This is a genomic window from Vreelandella neptunia (assembly GCF_034479615.1).
Classification (GTDB): Bacteria; Pseudomonadota; Gammaproteobacteria; order Pseudomonadales; family Halomonadaceae; genus Vreelandella; species Vreelandella neptunia.
This window is the reverse complement of record NZ_CP140255.1, coordinates 4,397,832-4,414,586: the sequence shown is the minus strand read 5'-3', so window position 1 is coordinate 4,414,586 and position 16,755 is coordinate 4,397,832. Positions and strand designations below refer to the sequence as shown.

The 16,755-nt window shown below is 52.3% G+C and carries 17 protein-coding genes and 2 pseudogenes; 15 read left to right on the top strand and 4 right to left on the bottom strand.

The window, feature by feature from the left end:
• Window positions 1-106: 106 nt before the first annotated feature.
• From SR894_RS20310 to SR894_RS20285, 6 genes are all read left to right on the top strand, one after another.
• On the top strand, window positions 107-607 hold the full coding sequence (locus SR894_RS20310) for a cupredoxin domain-containing protein (protein WP_022522201.1): 501 nt from the start codon (window positions 107-109) through the stop codon (window positions 605-607).
• 14 nt (window positions 608-621) lie between these two features.
• Window positions 622-1,287 carry a response regulator transcription factor gene (locus tag SR894_RS20305; RefSeq protein ID WP_223288715.1) on the top strand — a complete coding sequence of 222 codons (666 nt, stop codon included), beginning with the start codon at window positions 622-624 and terminating at the stop codon, window positions 1,285-1,287.
• Window positions 1,274-2,608, top strand: coding sequence for a sensor histidine kinase (locus SR894_RS20300; RefSeq protein ID WP_246638232.1), 1,335 nt, complete (start codon window positions 1,274-1,276; stop codon window positions 2,606-2,608). The genes SR894_RS20305 and SR894_RS20300 overlap by 14 nt, the downstream gene beginning before the upstream one ends.
• Window positions 2,609-2,676: 68 nt before the next feature.
• Window positions 2,677-4,500, top strand: a complete 1,824-nt coding sequence (locus SR894_RS20295; protein ID WP_026001905.1) for a copper resistance system multicopper oxidase — start codon at window positions 2,677-2,679, stop codon at window positions 4,498-4,500.
• A gap of 9 nt (window positions 4,501-4,509) precedes the next feature.
• Window positions 4,510-5,280, top strand: a complete 771-nt coding sequence (locus SR894_RS20290; RefSeq protein WP_223288713.1) for a copper resistance protein B — start codon at window positions 4,510-4,512, stop codon at window positions 5,278-5,280.
• Window positions 5,281-5,411: 131 nt separating this feature from the next.
• On the top strand, window positions 5,412-5,822 hold the full coding sequence (locus SR894_RS20285; RefSeq protein ID WP_223288712.1) for a hypothetical protein: 411 nt from the start codon (window positions 5,412-5,414) through the stop codon (window positions 5,820-5,822).
• A 250-nt stretch (window positions 5,823-6,072) separates the two neighbouring features.
• Here SR894_RS20285 and SR894_RS20280 read toward each other — a convergent pair whose 3' ends face one another.
• Window positions 6,073-7,017, bottom strand: a complete 945-nt coding sequence (locus SR894_RS20280) for an IS5 family transposase (RefSeq protein WP_153844212.1) — start codon at window positions 7,015-7,017, stop codon at window positions 6,073-6,075.
• A 131-nt stretch (window positions 7,018-7,148) separates the two neighbouring features.
• Between SR894_RS20280 and SR894_RS20275 the strand changes: the two genes are divergently transcribed.
• Both SR894_RS20275 and SR894_RS20270 read left to right on the top strand, forming a co-directional pair.
• Window positions 7,149-7,475: a hypothetical protein gene (locus SR894_RS20275; protein WP_223289169.1), complete on the top strand. Its 327-nt coding sequence runs from the start codon at window positions 7,149-7,151 to the stop codon at window positions 7,473-7,475.
• A 21-nt stretch (window positions 7,476-7,496) separates the two neighbouring features.
• A pseudogene (locus SR894_RS20270) lies at window positions 7,497-8,321 on the top strand (DcaP family trimeric outer membrane transporter); the annotation flags it as partial.
• 143 nt (window positions 8,322-8,464) lie between these two features.
• Here SR894_RS20270 and SR894_RS20265 read toward each other — a convergent pair.
• The 3 genes and pseudogenes from SR894_RS20265 to SR894_RS20255 form a co-directional block, all read right to left on the bottom strand.
• Window positions 8,465-8,683: pseudogene (locus SR894_RS20265) on the bottom strand (transposase); the annotation flags it as partial.
• A 233-nt stretch (window positions 8,684-8,916) separates the two neighbouring features.
• Window positions 8,917-9,246, bottom strand: coding sequence for a four-helix bundle copper-binding protein (locus SR894_RS20260; protein ID WP_022522194.1), 330 nt, complete (start codon window positions 9,244-9,246; stop codon window positions 8,917-8,919).
• A gap of 406 nt (window positions 9,247-9,652) precedes the next feature.
• Entirely contained in the window at window positions 9,653-10,375 is a 723-nt protein-coding gene (locus tag SR894_RS20255; protein ID WP_022522193.1) for a cytochrome c biogenesis CcdA family protein, read from the bottom strand.
• Between the two features lie 247 nt (window positions 10,376-10,622).
• Here SR894_RS20255 and SR894_RS20250 point away from each other — a divergent pair, with 247 nt between their 5' ends.
• The 7 genes from SR894_RS20250 (at window position 10,623) to SR894_RS20220 (ending at window position 16,703) form a co-directional block, all read left to right on the top strand.
• Window positions 10,623-11,258 (top strand): peroxiredoxin, encoded by a 636-nt coding sequence (locus SR894_RS20250; protein ID WP_138801704.1) that lies wholly within the window; start codon window positions 10,623-10,625, stop codon window positions 11,256-11,258.
• A gap of 71 nt (window positions 11,259-11,329) precedes the next feature.
• Window positions 11,330-11,737, top strand: coding sequence for a heavy metal-responsive transcriptional regulator (locus SR894_RS20245; protein ID WP_138801703.1), 408 nt, complete (start codon window positions 11,330-11,332; stop codon window positions 11,735-11,737).
• Between the two features lie 79 nt (window positions 11,738-11,816).
• A complete protein-coding gene (locus SR894_RS20240; protein WP_223289168.1) occupies window positions 11,817-14,291 on the top strand; it encodes a heavy metal translocating P-type ATPase in 2,475 nt (824 codons plus the stop codon).
• Window positions 14,292-14,324: 33 nt separating this feature from the next.
• The gene (locus SR894_RS20235; RefSeq protein ID WP_258955997.1) at window positions 14,325-14,450 is read left to right on the top strand and encodes a hypothetical protein; all 126 of its coding nucleotides are present in this window, start codon (window positions 14,325-14,327) and stop codon (window positions 14,448-14,450) included.
• A gap of 65 nt (window positions 14,451-14,515) precedes the next feature.
• A complete protein-coding gene (dsbG, locus tag SR894_RS20230; RefSeq protein ID WP_022522190.1) occupies window positions 14,516-15,346 on the top strand; it encodes a thiol:disulfide interchange protein DsbG in 831 nt (276 codons plus the stop codon).
• 61 nt (window positions 15,347-15,407) lie between these two features.
• Window positions 15,408-16,085, top strand: coding sequence for a TVP38/TMEM64 family protein (locus SR894_RS20225; protein WP_053856992.1), 678 nt, complete (start codon window positions 15,408-15,410; stop codon window positions 16,083-16,085).
• A 90-nt stretch (window positions 16,086-16,175) separates the two neighbouring features.
• Window positions 16,176-16,703, top strand: a complete 528-nt coding sequence (locus SR894_RS20220) for a DsbE family thiol:disulfide interchange protein (protein WP_053856991.1) — start codon at window positions 16,176-16,178, stop codon at window positions 16,701-16,703.
• The last annotated feature ends 52 nt before the right edge of the window (window positions 16,704-16,755 follow it).

Below are 16,755 nucleotides of genomic sequence, written 5' to 3'. Positions count from 1 at the left end.
ATCAACCATTAAATCCGTATACCCATATTTTTACTGTAGGTTCAGGCTCGTTTCAGGTTAACACCGTATAAAGAACGGGTGACAATAACCTCTGAGGTAAATGACCATGCGCTACACTCTTTTAACAACGTCTTTGTTTGCCCTTTCATTAAGTCTGATCACGGGCGCGGCGCTGGCTGCACCCGGCCACGGCGGTGGTGGCAATAACCTAACCGAGGCTGACGTTGACCGCACGATCAGCCTTGAGGCTGGCGATATGTGGTTCGACCCTGAAGAGCTAGAACTGGCGGCTGGGGAGGTGGTTAAATTTGAAATCACCAACACCGGCAATTTAGAGCATGAATTTGTGATTGGCAGTAAAGAAGCCCAGGAAGAGCATCGTCAAATGATGCTAGACATGGCAAATGGCGAAGGTCATGACATGTCAAACATGTCACAAGGTGAAGGCCACGATATGGCCAATATGAGCATGGCAGGCGTCACAATTGCACCTGGTGAGACCGGGACTCTATTATGGAGTGTTCCTGATAATACTAACGAGCTAGAGTATGCTTGTAACATTCCCGGCCATTACGAATCCGGCATGTACGGCAATTTTACTTTCTAATCTGACGTTTACCCATGAAACTGTTGCTACTCGAAGATGATGATTTGCTGGCAGAAAGCTTGGCAGAGAGTCTCAAGGACAACGGTTACCTTGTCGACTTGGCCGCTTCATTGAAAGCGGCCAAGTCGCTCATGGCAACCGAGCATTACGAGCTGGCTATCTTAGATCTCGGTTTGCCCGATGGCTCGGGACTAGATCTACTAGCCCAGTGGCGCAAGCAAAAACGCAGCACGCCTATCTTGATCTTGACGGCGCGCGATACTTGGGAAGATAAAGTCATTGGTCTTGAAACGGGTGCCGATGATTACCTAGCAAAACCCTTCCATGAAGCCGAGCTTATGGCCCGTTTGAAGGCACTGCTGCGCAGGCAGTCTGGTCAGTTATCTCAAGTCGTGACGCTCAATGGCGTATCGCTGGATAAAGCAGGCCAACGAGTATGTCTAGAGGGAGAAACTTGGCGTTCGCTCACGGCGACGGAGTTTCGATTACTACGCTACTTAATGCTGCATCCAGACCGTATTCACTCGAAAGATCAGCTACTAGAGCAGCTCTATGCCTTGGAGCAGGACGCTGCAGCACCTAACTTGGTGGAAGTCTACATCGCTCGTCTGCGTCGTTATCTCGGTAAATCAGTCATTCAAACGCGACGTGGTCAGGGGTATTTCTTTGCTTCACATTGATAGACGCAGTTTACGCATTCGGCTACTCGCATGGTTAGGCGGCGTCGCGCTACTGGTGGTGGTCACCACGTGGCTATTGCACGGGATCTTTTTACAGAGCCTGGCAAGGGATTTTTTAGGTGATCGCTTACAACGTGAAGCAAACCACGCGGTCGCGCAGCTAGAGCAAGACCAAACGACTGTACCGACTGCGCTCGACTCGGTTAGCCAAGGCTATCAAGTCTTTCATCATCTCTACGTACTCCGTTTCAATGGCTCGGTCAGCGCTTCTGACCCGCAATGGCAGCAACAGCTGGCTCCGTTGCTAGATGAGAGCGGCGATGCCCTAATAGATGTGAATCGCGGAACACAGCACATGCTCGTCTATCGCCGCCATTTTGAGTGGCAGGGCACGCAGGGTGTGCTATTGGTGGGCGAGGATTTTTCCCAAGTAGAATCAGGGCTTGCAACTTTACACTGGTGGGTCGGTGGGATCGCCGCCGTGCTTTTAGGGATGCTCATCATACTCAACATGCTAGCGGTTAACCGTGGACTCATACCACTCTGGCAACTGCGCCAACAACTTGAAGCATTGCGATCAGGCAAACGTGATCGCTTGTCATTAGTAGCCCCTTCGGAGCTAGATGAATTAGTCGACCAGTTGAACTGGTTCATGGACGACATTGATCTTCGTCTGAAGCGCTCGCGAGAATCGGTCGCCAACCTATCACACGCATTAAAAACCCCGCTGGCAGCCGTTACTCAAGTACTGCGTGGCAACCGGCCCATTGATGACAACCGGCGCCATAAACTACTCAGCCGTATTGAAGACATTAACGCCCAGTTGGATGCGGAGCTGCGTCGTTCACGTATTGCAGGCCCTAATGCGGGACGAATGGCCAACGTTACTCGTGATAGCTTACGGCTGATTGAGATGTTCCGTAGCCTCTATCCTGAGCGTATGTTCGACCTGACTCACTCAGCACGTGAGGAAGAACAAGTTCCCATTGAATCTCACGATTTTTCAGAAATATTAGGCATCGTGCTTGATAACGCAGGAAAATGGTCGAGCAGGCGCGTTCTTTGCGATATTGCCGTCTCCGCAACCACACTCACGCTCACCATTGATGATGACGGCCTCGGCGTTGCAGAAGAGGATCTTTCGCGCTTGGGAGAGCGTGGCACACGACTGGATGAACGCCGTCCCGGCTACGGCTTAGGCCTGTCGATTCTTGCGCAGCTAATTGCCCGCTACTCAGGGCACTCGTATTTTGAGCGCAGTCCACTGGGTGGACTGCGCGTTACGATTATCCTGCCTCTAGCGGGTGAAGTAGCTAATTAATCATTATTCAGCTTTGTTTCAGGTTCTTCCATCAAGATGGTGTCATTCATCATTGATGGGAGTTACACATGGCACGCTCAAGTATCATTTCTCACCCTCTTTCTCGTCGGCAAGTGTTAAAAGGAGGCGCTGCCTTAGGCTTAGGTTCTGCTGCGGCAATGGGGTTAACTCCCGCCTGGGCAAACCCCTGGGGCCGTACCAACGTCTATGCTCAGGGCGTTGAAGAAGGGCCCGAGGTATCGCTGGCGATCCGCCGTGAATCGTTGCCTATTGACGGACAAGAAGCCCAACCAATTACCATTAACGGTACCAGTCCTGGCCCGCTGATTCGTTTGAAAGAAGGTCAAGACGCAGTACTGCGTGTCACCAACCTGCTGGACGAGCCCACCTCCATCCACTGGCATGGTCTCATTCTACCGCCGGAAATGGATGGTGTGCCTGGCGTTAGCTTTGCAGGTATCGCCCCTGGTGAAACCTTTACCTACCGTTTTCCCGTCCGTCAGAACGGTACCTACTGGTACCACAGTCATTCCGGTATGCAGGAGCAGCTTGGCCATGCAGGGCCATTGATTATCGACGCTGCCGAGCGTGAGCCTATCCGTTACGACCGTGAGCATGTGTTACTGCTCACCGACTGGACTTTTGAAGACCCGATGTCGGTGTTCCGTAATCTGAAAACCATGGAAGGCTATTACAACTTCCAAGAGCGCACGATTGCTGACTTCTTTGCCGATGTTCGTAACAACGGTTTTGCTCAGACCGCTGAAATGCGCGGCATGTGGGCTCAAATGCGCATGAGTTCGCGGGATATCGCCGATGTCACCGGTAGTACTTATACTTATCTTCTCAACGGCTATTCTCCTCAAGAAAACTGGAATGCCTTGTTCAAAGCTGGTGAGCGGATACGACTACGCGTGATTAACGGCTCAGCCATGTCTTTTTTCGATGTTCGTATACCTGGCCTGAAGATGACCGTGGTGGCCGCTGATGGACAACCGGTGCAACCCGTTCCTGTTGATGAGTTCCGTATTGGCGTGGCTGAAACCTACGATGTGCTGGTTTCACCTGAAGACGACCGGGCATACACCATCTTCGCCGAAGCCATGGATCGGAGCGGCTATGCACGCGCCACGCTAGCTCCACGTGAAGGCATGCAGGCGGAGATTCCTGAACGCCGTCAAATTGCAGACCGCGGTATGGAAGCCATGGGTGCCCACGGTATGGGCGGTATGGATCACTCCAACATGGCGGGGATGGATCACTCTGGCATGTCCAACATGTCGGGGATGGATCATTCCAGCATGGCTGGGATGGATCACTCCGGTATGTCCAACATGCAAGGCATGGATCACTCTACTATGGGGGGGATGGCAGCCGAGCAGGCCAAAATAGGCGCAAATGGTTTGCTTCTCGCCGGTGAAGCTCAGCCGGGCTCTCGCTATAACCAGGCGGGAATCGGCATTGATCCTGACGAACGACGCGTATTGGTTTACCGGGATCTCAAAGCGTTCACACCATGGCCTGATCGCCGTGAGCCAGGCCGTGAGCTTGAGCTGCACCTGACCGGCAATATGGAGCGTTATATGTGGTCGTTCGACGGTAAGAAGTTTAGCGAAGTGACCGGCCCTATTCATTTTGAGAAAGATGAGCGGCTGCGCCTAATTCTGATTAACGACACCATGATGGAGCATCCTATTCACCTCCACGGTATGTGGATGGAGCTAGAAAACGGCCAAGGGGAATTGATACCACGCAAACACACCCTAAATGTGAAGCCCGGTGAGCGCGTATCTGCGTTGATCACCGCAGATGCAGAGGGCAGTTGGGCGTTCCACTGCCACCTGCTCTATCACATGGATGCTGGCATGTTCCGCGTTGTTCAAGTTTCTTAAGGAGGCAGTATGAAAATTAAGCGCTACTTAACCCTCGCCAGCGCCGCCCTTGGCATGGCCGCCGCCACGACCGCTCAAGCCGAAGATGGCTATGCGGCACCAGACAGTTGGCCAGCGCCCACTGAGGAACATAATATGGGTATGGCACTGTTTGATCGGCTCGAATATAGCGTGCCTGATAAAGGCCCAGAAGCCGTGGTATGGGACTTTCAAGGCTGGTACGGCGGCGATATCAACCGCATTTACCTAAAGTCAGAAGGCGAAAATGTCCAGGGCGACGGCGAAGATGCTGAGTTTGAGTCTTTGGAACTACTCTATAGTCGTTTAGTGGCTGATTTTTGGGAGTTACAGGGGGGGATCGGTTATCAAGGCGGTGTTTTCTCCGATGATCACGCCGAACGCACCTATGGGGTTGTCGGCCTGCAAGGCGTAATGCCCTACGGCATTGAAACCGACGTGGCATTACAAGTGAGTGAAGATGGCGACATATCCGCCAGTTTTGAAGGGGAATACGATCTGCGCCTGACGCAGCGGCTCTACCTACAGCCGCGCACCGAAATTGCTGTGGCTGCCAGCGAAGTTGAAGAATTTGGCGTGGGCGAAGGGCTTAACTCCGTTCGTGCTGGCCTACGGCTAGGCTACGAAGTGACCCGACGCTTCGCCCCCTACGTCGGTGCCTATTGGGAGAAAGAGTACGGCGACACTGCAGATCTCTCCCGAGCCAGTGGCGACAACACGGAAGACACCGGAGTTGTTGCCGGTGTTAAATTAATGTTCTAACGATTTTGACATTGGGTAACTTTTAACGTCACCAAAAGGTGGCGTTTTTTATTAATTTTATTTTTAAATTCAGCTTCATTTCAAAAACCACAGCTAATATAACCATGTAACCAACCACTGGAGTAGTTATCATGAAAGTTAAATCAATTGTTTTTAGTGCAGTAGTAGCAAGTATCCTCTCTACACCTGTATTAGCGAGCTTAGGCAATACAACACAGAATCTTCCCTTACTAGAAAGAGGCGTATCTTCTACACAGATGCTTGCCCAGGGGCAACCTAAGCGTTTCAATATTAACATTGAACAAGCGACTACACTGAAAGTAGTGAGTGAGCACTTTCCAGGATTTACCAGCACTGGCAACCGCATTTCAGCTGTTCTTTATAATGAGGCGGGACAGCAGGTAGCAGAAGCTTCCAGCCCACGGGGGCACTTCGAACTTGTTCGTCAGCTGCAACCGGGTAATTATCAGCTTGAGGTAACAGGAAGATCAAGGGGAGGCAGTGATGATAACCGTTATTATGAACTACATGTCGCCTATTGATATCCTTTAGTCTTGACATGAATTAAGAAGGTCAGCCATGAGCTGACCTTTTTTATGAAAAACTAGTATCTCGGCAAACAAATTCAGCTTTAATTCAGGAATTTTCGCTAAGGAAGGTCTGAATAACTGCCGATATTCATCAACGCTTACTTGAGCCGACAAAAAATCGAAAATTCAGACACTCTTCTCCCTTTCTTTGTGTATTTTTGCTCCTTTCCCGCTCATTGAGCGGGAAAGGAGCGCAATCGCCTTATTCCCATAGGTATTTCTCACTGATCAGCAGGTTGCTGAACGCCGCCAGCAAGTGCAGGCGCTGAGTGTTTTTGGCCAGTCCACGATAGCGAGCCTTGCCATAACCAAAAACTTGTTTGATGTACCGAAAGGGGTGCTCCACCTTGGCACGGATACTGGCTTTGATGTTTTCGACTTTCTGTCGCCTGGCATCTAGCTTCTTGCGGGTGCCAGGCCGTTTGGCAATATACCAAGAGATATCGTTGCGGTGCTTGTGCTCGTCGCGTTTTTGAATACCCAGGTAACCGGCATCACCGAAGACGCGTTGCTCTTCACCGTGAAGGAGCTTATCGGCAGGCACAATGTCATGGACATTGGCAGCCGTGGTCTCGATGCTGTGAATCAACCCAAGCTTATCGTCGACACCTATATGCATTTTCATGCCAAAGTGCCAAGAGCTACCTTTTTTAGTCTGGTGCATTTCCGGATCGCGCTCGCCTTTTTTGTTTTTGGTGGAACTAGGCGCAGAGATGATAGTGGCATCGACAATGCTCCCTTCGCGCAGCATCAGGCCATTTTTCTCTAGGTGGTTGTTCACTTCCTGGAACAGCACCTTGCCAAGGCCGTGGTGTTCCAGAAAATGGCGAAACTTGAGAATCGTGGTTTCGTCCGGCAATCGGTCTAGTTTCAAACCGGCGAATTGGCGCATGGACTCGATCTCGTAGAGGGCGTCTTCCATGGCCGGATCGCTCAGGTTGTAAAACAACTGCATGCAATGGACGCGGAGCATGGCAGACAATGGATACGGAGGCCGCCCGCTCTCGCCCTTGGGGTAATAACGGGCTATCTTCTTCTCCAGCTGCGTCCAGGGGATCAGCTTGTCCATCCGCTCCAGAAAGAGTTCGCGGCGAGTCTTTCTCTTCTTGTTCTGGTACTCGGCTTCGGAGAAGGTGATTTGATCCATGGCAGCACTGAATCCTATGCAGTTGACGATAGCCGTATTATCACTGATGGCAGTGACTTTTTCAGAGCTTCCCTAACTTTATAGTGCCGCAATCGGCGTAAAAACAAGACAATTCATAAAGAGGTGTCATCATGTGGAATAACAAGAAGATTCCCTTGGTCAGCATGACGGTTATGGCCTTGGCAATCGGCTCGACGTATGTTTCGGCCCTGGAAACCCAAGTGGGAGAGACCACCGTGGGGCTTTATGGCTACGCCAGGCTGAACATGGCTTACAACTTCGATCGGGATGCCGGATCAGCTAACGAAGGTTACTTTGCTGAAGTCGCAGGATCGGAAGATGAGAGGGATGTCGGGGATCAGTTTCAAGTCACCGCGACACAAAGCCGCATCGGCTTTCGGACCAGTACGCCTGTCGAGGGGGGCACGCTAGACACCGTTATCGAAGGGGATTTCTGATCCTACAACGATGATAATACGCGCTTCAGACTACGGCATGCCTATGGGTCCTGGAATGGCATTCTGGCAGGGCAAACCTGGTCGAATTACACCACCTTCGTCGCCGCCACGCCCACACTGGATTTCCTCGGCACGGCGGGAAGCAATGGCTATGGGTCGCGCCTAGCCCAGTTGCGCTACACCATGGGAGGATTCTCGATAGCCGCGGAAGACCCTCAAGCTCAATTGGCTGAGAATATAGATGGCTCAGTGCCAGAAGATGATTTGCTACCGGATAATGACGATGCCGTATCATCGATGCCCGCGTTGAGCCTGCGCTATGAAGATAGTATGGGTGACTTTTCCTACTCAATCGCCGGCATCGCCCGGCAGCTGAAGTACGATACCGGAAGCGAAAAGGATACGGAAATGGGCTATGGGGCCTTCGCCGCAGGTGCCTACCATGCCGGACCGGTGACCTTGAGAGCGATCGTGAACGCCAGCGAGGGGGCGAACAGTTACCTCTATCTGTCTGGCGATTACTTCAACGGTGCCGGTGCCTACGTCGATACCAACGGTAAGCTGCAAACGCTATCTGGCGATGGCGGAGCCCTTGGTCTTTCTTATCAAATATCACCACAGTATTCACTGAACGCGTCCCATGGCTATACCGATGTCGAATTGGGCGACCCTACCGTAGGTGGGAATGCAGGTAGAAAGAACAAGAATACATTTCTTAATCTGATGTGGACTCCCAACGAACGCTTGATGTACGGAATTGAGTACGGCTATTTCGAAACGGAGTTGGCCGATGGCCGTGAAGAAGATGCGAGCCGTGTGATGGTGGCTGCCCAGTATAGTTTCTAGGGTGAGTTAGTAGCATAGCAGAGAAGCTGTTTTGATCGATTGCTTGGGCGTATGCCCAAGCTTTTTTATGGTTCTTCGTCACTTCATGTGGGGCCTGATCGAACAGGCGACCCACAATACCACTGTCACTAAACTGAATAAGAAAGATCAGTCGCGTCGGGAACACTTTTGATGACCAAATCGATACAGATGAAGTCGCGCATGGCCTGGCTGTCATAGATGGCATCTTCAAGCGCTTCGTCGACCAGTGCATACCATTGCTGAAGGAAGTAGATCCGCAACATCTGTCCCAGGAACCGTTCCCGGCGGGTGACCTTCTTATTGTTCTGGTGCTCAGCCTGAGCAAACGAGATCTGTTTCATCGAGAACTCTGGCGGGTAGTGGAAAACTGTATTTTGCCCTGCCGGTGGCACTTAGGCAGCAACGGTCGTATTTATGCAGCGTTTCCTTAAAAGAGGCTCGCAGTAGGCTTGCTTCTACTAGAGTTTATTTCAAAATAATTACCTCAATAATTTGAAAGCCTGAGTTAAAGCAAATGAATTTCTCCATAGAAGTTCACGTCGAGCCGGAGCGCTTGCCCCGGCTGGCTTGAAGCTTAGCTGGCCATTGCGGCACATTCTTCAGCGCAGCGATGACAAGCTTGAGCACACTCTTGGCAATGGGTTGCATCATGTTTTGCACACTCATCACCACATTTCTTACAAATGTCGGCACATAGACGGCAGATCTCGTGCGCAAACTCACTTTCTTGTGCCATAAATGAGGCGGCTAACCGACAAATTTGAGCACATTGCATGTCAAGGCGAATACATTCCGCCATCATTTTTACGTCGTCTTCTTTTAGGCACTCAGTTGCACACTTTTCGCAATAAGCAGCGCATATATGACAAGCTTCAATGCAATTTTCATATTTTTTGAAATCCATCTCGATTCTCCATTTATTAAACCAGATTTTATTCACCATAGTTATTGCTTAGCATAATAAAGCTAGAACAACCTAGAAGAAAAATCAAGGAAAGGGAACCAGGCATCCATCCTTTGAAAATGCATTTAAAACAAGCAGCTGTACGTTATTTTCTCATAATTTTTATTTTTCAGTTAGGATTCAGGAAGACTTTCTATAATAAATTTTTTTCAAAAATACTGCAGCGCTTGAAAGTTAGCCCGCCACGAGCTCTTAATAAAGCTAGTAGTGAAAAACTAAATTAATAATGAGAGGAATAAAGTTCTAAGCTTTATAAAAACCATCTCCTTTTAAGAGGCTAGCTCAGGCTAACGAGCTTCTTAAGGGGGCCGGATGAAAATCAAGCTCTACTTCTCTGACGGCCTGGCTACCCTAGGGTCGCCAGGGAGGGAAAAAGGTCGACCATGATACTGGAAAGCCGCGTCATGGTACCCGAGACGATGGCGATGCCCATCAGGATCACAACCGTGCCCGCCACGGGGCGAGCATAGGCGCTCCACCTTCCTAGGCTTTGCCGATGCAGAGCGAATCGGTTAATCAGTAAAGTGCTGGCAAGAAAAGGTAGCGCTAGGCCAGCCGAGTAGGCACTGAGATATATCATTCCAGCCTGAGCACTAGCAGCGTTGGACGTGGCCATCAGGATGGCGCCCAGGATGGGGCCGATACAGGGGGTCCAACCGATGGCAAAAGAGACCCCGAACACTGTCGCCGACAGCGGGGAGCCACCCTGGACGTTGGGTGTGAACTGAAAGGTACGCTGGAATAGCGGCAATCGGAACACGCCGGTCATAAAGAGGCCCAGCACGATCACCGCCGAGCCGGCAACCCAGTTGAATTCTTGGCGATACCCTCGCATCAGTTGCCCGATACTACTGGCGCCGAGCCCGAGTAGGATGAACACGATGCTGAAGCCGAAGACGAAGAAGGCACTGAGGGTCAATGCCTCTAACCGCCTGTCGGCTTTACCGGCACTACCGCCTGTGACCACCGACAGGTAGGCCGGTAACAGGGGCAGCGTGCAGGGCGAGAAGAAGGAGACCAATCCGCCGATAAAGGCGCCGACCAAGCCGATGGAAGAGAGAGATTCCAATGTGTTATCGCAACTTAAGTTATGGAGACGGCCAACAAGGGTATTGATACCAATCCCATGGTGCTACCTCCTATCATATCCATTTTAACGCCGTAAGAATTTTAAGGCTTACAGCTGCTTTAAGGTCAACCTTTATTGACAAATTATTTGTCTCCTATCGAATTGCAAATATTACACATCAGGCTTGACCTTAAAGTTGACTTCAAAGTTATGGTGGCTACTCAATGAATGACATGAGGACATTTCCATGGCGCTACAACTGGGCGAGACAGCACCAAACTTCACGATCGAATCCACACAAGGCACGGTCAACTTTCACCAATGGCTTGACGACAGCTGGGCGGTGCTGTTCTCGCACCCCGCTGATTTTACGCCAGTATGCACCACAGAGCTGGGCGCGTTTGCCAAGCGAAAGAACGAATTCACCCAGCGGGGTGCCAAACTGGTTGGGGTTTCGGTGGATCCCCTCAGCTCTCACCACGACTGGCTGGGGGATATTGAACAGACTCAAGGCACGGCCCTGAACTACCCCTTGCTGGCTGACGAAGATCAGGTGGTAGCGAAGCTTTATGGAATGATCCATCCCAAAGCCGACCCCAAACTGACGGTGCGTACGGTCTTCATCATCGATTCTGACAAGAAAATTCGTCTCACTTTGACGTATCCACCCAGCACAGGACGTAATGTCGACGAGATACTGCGGGTTCTCGATTCGCTTCAGCTAACTGACAAGCACAAAGTGGCCACCCCCGTTGACTGGCAAAACGGTGACGATGTCATCATCTCGCCATCGCTATCGAATGATGACGCTAGGCAACACTTTCCCGAAGGCTGGAACACCAAGACGCCCTACCTTAGGGTCGTGCGCCAACCGGAGCAATAGGAGCCCCGACCGGTAGATTCGTTGAGTCAGGCTGCCAGAAGCTTAGATTAATAATGTCGTGAGGTAACGCTATGCAAACACTAAGTATCGGCGAGCTTGCCGAACGAAGCGGGGTCGCTAGCCAGGCGATTCGATTCTACGAAAAAGAGAAACTTATGCCACCTCCGAGGAGGACCGATGCCAACTATCGGCGTTACCCACTGGAAGCTGTGGATCGGTTGCAGTTTATCGTCCATGCCAAGCAGTGGGGCTTCACGCTGCAAGAGATTCGGGAGCTGCTAATGCTTCAGGATGCTAATGGCGACCGGGCGCAAGCTAAACGCATCGCCGGGGAGAAGCTGCACAAGGTGCGCGAGCAGATCAAACACCTCACGCGGATTGAAGCCGTATTATCGAAAACACTGGGCGAGTGTGCAGGCGAAGGGCCTATGCAGGAAGGCTGCCCGATTGTTGAAGCTATCGCTGAGCAGGCTGAATGATCAGCACTTTCTCGACAGCGAACATGGGGAATCAAGCTCGCATATCAGGTCGTCGATAAATTAACAGGAGATCTTCATTATGGCGCAAAACGTCGATATCGAGATTCGTGGTATGTCCTGTGCTTCCTGTGTTGGACGTGTGGAACGTGCACTCAGCCAGCAGCCAGGCGTGATCAACGCTCAAGTGAACCTCGCCACCCAGAAGGCGGCTATCCAGGTCGAAGCAGGTACCACGACCACTAGCCTACTCAACGCCATTGAAACAGCGGGCTATCAACCTGTGGTGGAAAGTCTCGACATTCCCATCACCGGCATGAGTTGTGGATCGTGTGTCTCTCGGATAGAGCGAACGCTAACGAAGCTGCCCGGCATGGTGGAAGTGAGTGTTAACCTTGCTACCCAGAAGGCCTTCGTTCGCTTCCTGCCGGGAGCCGTTTCGTTAACGCGTATTCAGCATGCCATCCGCGAGGCAGGCTATGAACCTCAGGATACCGATACGCCGCCACCAACGGACAGCGAGGACTGGGAGAGAGCCGAGCTTCGCCGCCGAGTCGTGCTCGCGGCAATATTTACGATTCCGGTAGTCATCATCGCCATGGGAAAAATGATTCCCGCTTTTGACACGCTGTTAACGAGTCTAATGCCGCATCGCGGCTGGATGGGCGTCGAGTGGTTATTGGCTACACCGGTGCAGTTTTATGCAGGTGCACGCTTCTATCGTGCCGGCTTCGCCGAACTCCGGCATTTTAATCCAGGCATGAACAGCCTCGTTATGATCGGATCGAGCGCTGCCTATTTTTATTCGGTCGCCGCCCTGCTGGTGCCCACGCTCTTTCCCGTCGGAACCGCCGTGAGCTATTTCGAAGCGGCGGCGGTGATCGTGACGCTAATCCTGCTCGGTCGTTATTTTGAACACATTGCCAAGGGCCGCACCTCCGAGGCGATCAAGAAGCTTCTGCAATTACAGGCGAAAACTGCCCGCGTCATACGCGAGGATGAAACCGTCGAGCTGCCTATCGACGCCGTCGTCACGGGCGATCGTATTTTGGTTCGCCCAGGGGAGCGTGTTCCAGTCGATGGCATCGTCGAGGAGGGTCACTCTTACGTTGATGAGTCGATGATCAGCGGTGAGCCCGTGCCGGTCGCCAAACAGAAGGATTCCGAAGTCGTCGGTGGCACTATCAACAAGAACGGTGCACTTACCTTTCGGGCCACGCGAGTCGGTGCCGACACTGTCTTGTCGCAGATCGTCAAGATGGTGGAAACGGCCCAAGCGGAGAAGCCCCCCATCCAGCAGTTGGCCGACAAGGTTGCTGGTGTATTTGTTCCCGTGGTCATCGCTATCGCCACGATGACCTTTGCACTCTGGTTCGCTTTCGGACCGGCGCCGTCTTTGTCGTTTGCTTTCGTCACTACCGTTAGCGTACTGCTAATTGCCTGCCCCTGTGCGATGGGCCTAGCCACCCCAACGGCCATCATGGTCAGTACCGGGAAAGGGGCCGAGATGGGAGTGCTATTTCGTAAAGGGGCGGCGCTTGAGACGCTGGCCAAAATGAATACGGTGGTGCTGGACAAGACCGGCACTTTGACCCAGGGGCGCCCCGAGCTGACCGACTTCGAAGCGATCAACGGCCATGAGAACGAGGTGCTGCGACTGGTCGCGGCGGTGGAAGCTCAAAGCGAGCACCCCATCGCTGAGGCTATTGTGCAGGGCGCCAAGACCCGTGGGCTGGAATTACCCCCTGTCAGTCGCTTTAGTGCCGAGCCAGGCTACGGCATTGAAGCCGAGGTCGACGGCCACTTGGTACATGTAGGGGCTGATCGTTACATGCGTCGGCTGGAAATCGACCTCGGCCAGGCAGAAACACGCGCCAAGGTGTTGGCCGAGAACGCCAAGAGCCCGCTCTATGCCGCGGTAGACGGTCAGCTTGCTGCAGTCATCGCGGTGGCGGATCCCCTCAAGGAGGGCTCTGCCGACGCTATCGCAGCACTCAAAGCGCAAGGGCTGGAAGTGGCCATGCTCACCGGCGATAACCGTGCCACTGCCGATGCTATCGCCCGACAGGTTGGCATCCAGCAGATTCTCGCTGAGGTACTGCCCGACCAGAAAGCGGCAGAGATCCGGCGTCTCCAGGCGGAGGGCAAGCGCGTCGCTTTTGTGGGGGACGGGATCAATGATGCGCCCGCTTTGGCCCAGGCCGACGTGGGCATTGCGATCGGCACTGGCACCGATATTGCCATCGAGTCCGGCGATGTGGTGCTGATGAGTGGCGATTTGCGAGGCATCGTCAATGCCACGGCGCTCTCCAAGCGTACCCACCGGACCATTATCGGCAATTTCGTTTGGGCCTATGGCTACAACGTAGCGTTGATCCCCGTGGCGGCGGGCGTGCTCTATCCGTTCATCGGCGTATTGCTCAGCCCCATGCTGGCGGCGGCGGCCATGAGCATTTCCAGTGTTTTTGTGCTGACTAACTCGTTGCGGCTACGCCGTTTCACATCGGATACCGGCAATGCCACACCACGTCCAAACGATGCTGTTCATCGCGCCTAAACCAAACAATGTCGTGTTAACGAGGAATTCAAAATGATGGGAAGTGAAAGCTGCATGTGGGGTATGGCAGGGATGGGCCTAATAGCGATCTTGTTGATTATTGCGCTGGGGCTTGGTGTTGCTGCGCTCATCAAATACCTGTTTTTTAATAAGAAGTGATGAAGCTGGCAACCGAATACAATCGTCCCCCTTGGGTAGATCAGAAACTAATAAAGAGAGCATCCATGAGATATATCCTACCTATCACTTATTGCCTAGCTGCTGCAGGTCTGTTAGGTCTTATAACGTTGCCTGCGTTGGCGCAGGAAGCAAGTACTGATGCCACTGAGAGTCGTCAGGCCAGCAGTGCCACGAATACTGAGTCTCCCTTGCCCAAATCGATTACCGCATTGGTGGATCAAGGGTTCACCTTCCATGGCAGCTTCGAAGCGCCTGACGGTCTCCAAGGCTATGCCTTGTCTTATGATAATGAGCCTATGGCAGCTTATATCTCCTCCTCTTCCGACTACGCCGTCATTGGTACGTTAATCGACCCGCAGGGCAATGCCGTTATGGAAAGCCAGCTTCAGGCTCTGGTGCTGGACCCCATGCTGGAAGCTACCTGGAGTGCGTTTGAAAACACTCGTTTTATCTCGGAGGGGAATGATGATGCTTCGCATATTGTGTACACACTAACAGACCCCAACTGCCCCTACTGCAATGCACTCTGGAAAAATTCGCGCCCGCTCATTGAGCAAGGCGTGTTACAGCTTCGTCACGTGCTGGTCGGTGTGCTATCAGAGGACAGTCTTCGCAAAGCTGCTGCAATCCTTGAATCCGACAATCCGGCCAGTGCTCTCGAAACTCATGAACTGGAATTTCGCAATGGCGGCATAAGGCCGGTGGAGCCGTCGGAGGAGAGTCAAGCGCTTCTTAGAAATCACGCCCAGATCATGCGTGAGGCCGGTGCTACGGGAACGCCAACCAGCTACTACCGTGATGAAGCCGGGAAAGTTCAGCGTATCAATGGCGCAGTGTCGACCGACCAGTTTCGCGAAATATTGGGCGTTGAATGATACACCATAACGGTACAGGGCTGAGATGCGAGTCTCCCCAATCACGACCACTGAGATGCACATGGCAACCAAGCTTAGCGTAAAGCAAACGCTCTTTTTGGGGCTCACTCTATTGATGGGCTTGGCGGCCCTTTATTGGATTCTGATGGAGACCGGCGCCTTGTCGGTCTTGACCGACAAGCAGGCCTTGCGTGAGTGGCTTGATAGGCTGGGCGTCTGGGGGCCGTTGGCCATCATCTTTATGATGATGGCGGCCATTGTCATGAGCCCGATTCCCAGTGGCCCAATTGCGATGGTGGCTGGTGCGCTTTACGGCCCAGTTTGGGGGACGATCTATGTCGTTATCGGTGCCGAAGCCGGTGCTCTGCTCGCTTTCTGCATTGCTCGTTTGCTCGGCTATGAAGTGATGCAACGCTGGCCGCGTACGCGGCCCATCCTCAACTGGCTGGGAAAGGAGCGCTCTCAGACAGGCTTGATGCTCATCGTTTTTGCATCCCGATTGGTGCCCTTCCTTTCGTTTGATGCCGTCAGCTATGCGGCAGGTATCACCCCCCTGTCTTTCTGGCGCTTTTTGATCGCCACACTGGCCGGCGTGATCCCCACGGCGTATCTAATCGTCATGTTCGGCGAAGTGCTGATTACGGCCGACTCCCGTGGCCTCACAATCGCGCTGATTCTCATCAGTGGCATTACATTGCTGCCTCTGCTGGCGAAACGCTTATGGGCTCGACAGCCATGACCGATAGCAACCGAGTGCTCTAAATCAACTTTCGTAAGCATTAACAATGCTCAGCAGGCACTTACCCGCTACTACCTGTGAGACGTACACGTGAAATTTCGGACATTGCTATTTTTACCCCTATTGGGCTTTTTTGGTTTGAGCTTTTTCTTTTATCAGGGCTTATCAATGGATCCTAGTGCCAGAGATTCACCCTTGTTAGCTCAGCCGTTTCCGCCATTCAGCCTGACAACGCTGGAAGACCCCTCAAGGCTCGTTGATGAATCTCTTTTTAAAGGAAAGGTGACATTAGTCAATGTGTGGGGAGAGTGGTGTCCGACTTGCAAACATGAAATGCCGCAGTTATTGGATTTAGCCGCGCGAGGCGTCCGCTTGGTTGGGATCAACTACAAGGATACCCAGGCAAAGGGGCTCGAGTTTCTTGACGAGTTCGGGAACCCTTTTGAAGTCAACATCTTTGATCCAGAGGGTAACCTAGGTTTTGAGCTAGGTGTGTATGGCGCCCCAGAAAGCTATCTGGTCGATACCGAAGGCACTATTCGTTACAAACATACAGGTTACATAACGTCTGAAGATGTTGAGCGAGTCATCCAAGAAGTCGAGAAGTGGAAACGATAAAACGGTTATGAAAACGCATTATTTTTTTATTAATGACTCCATCTGTAACGCT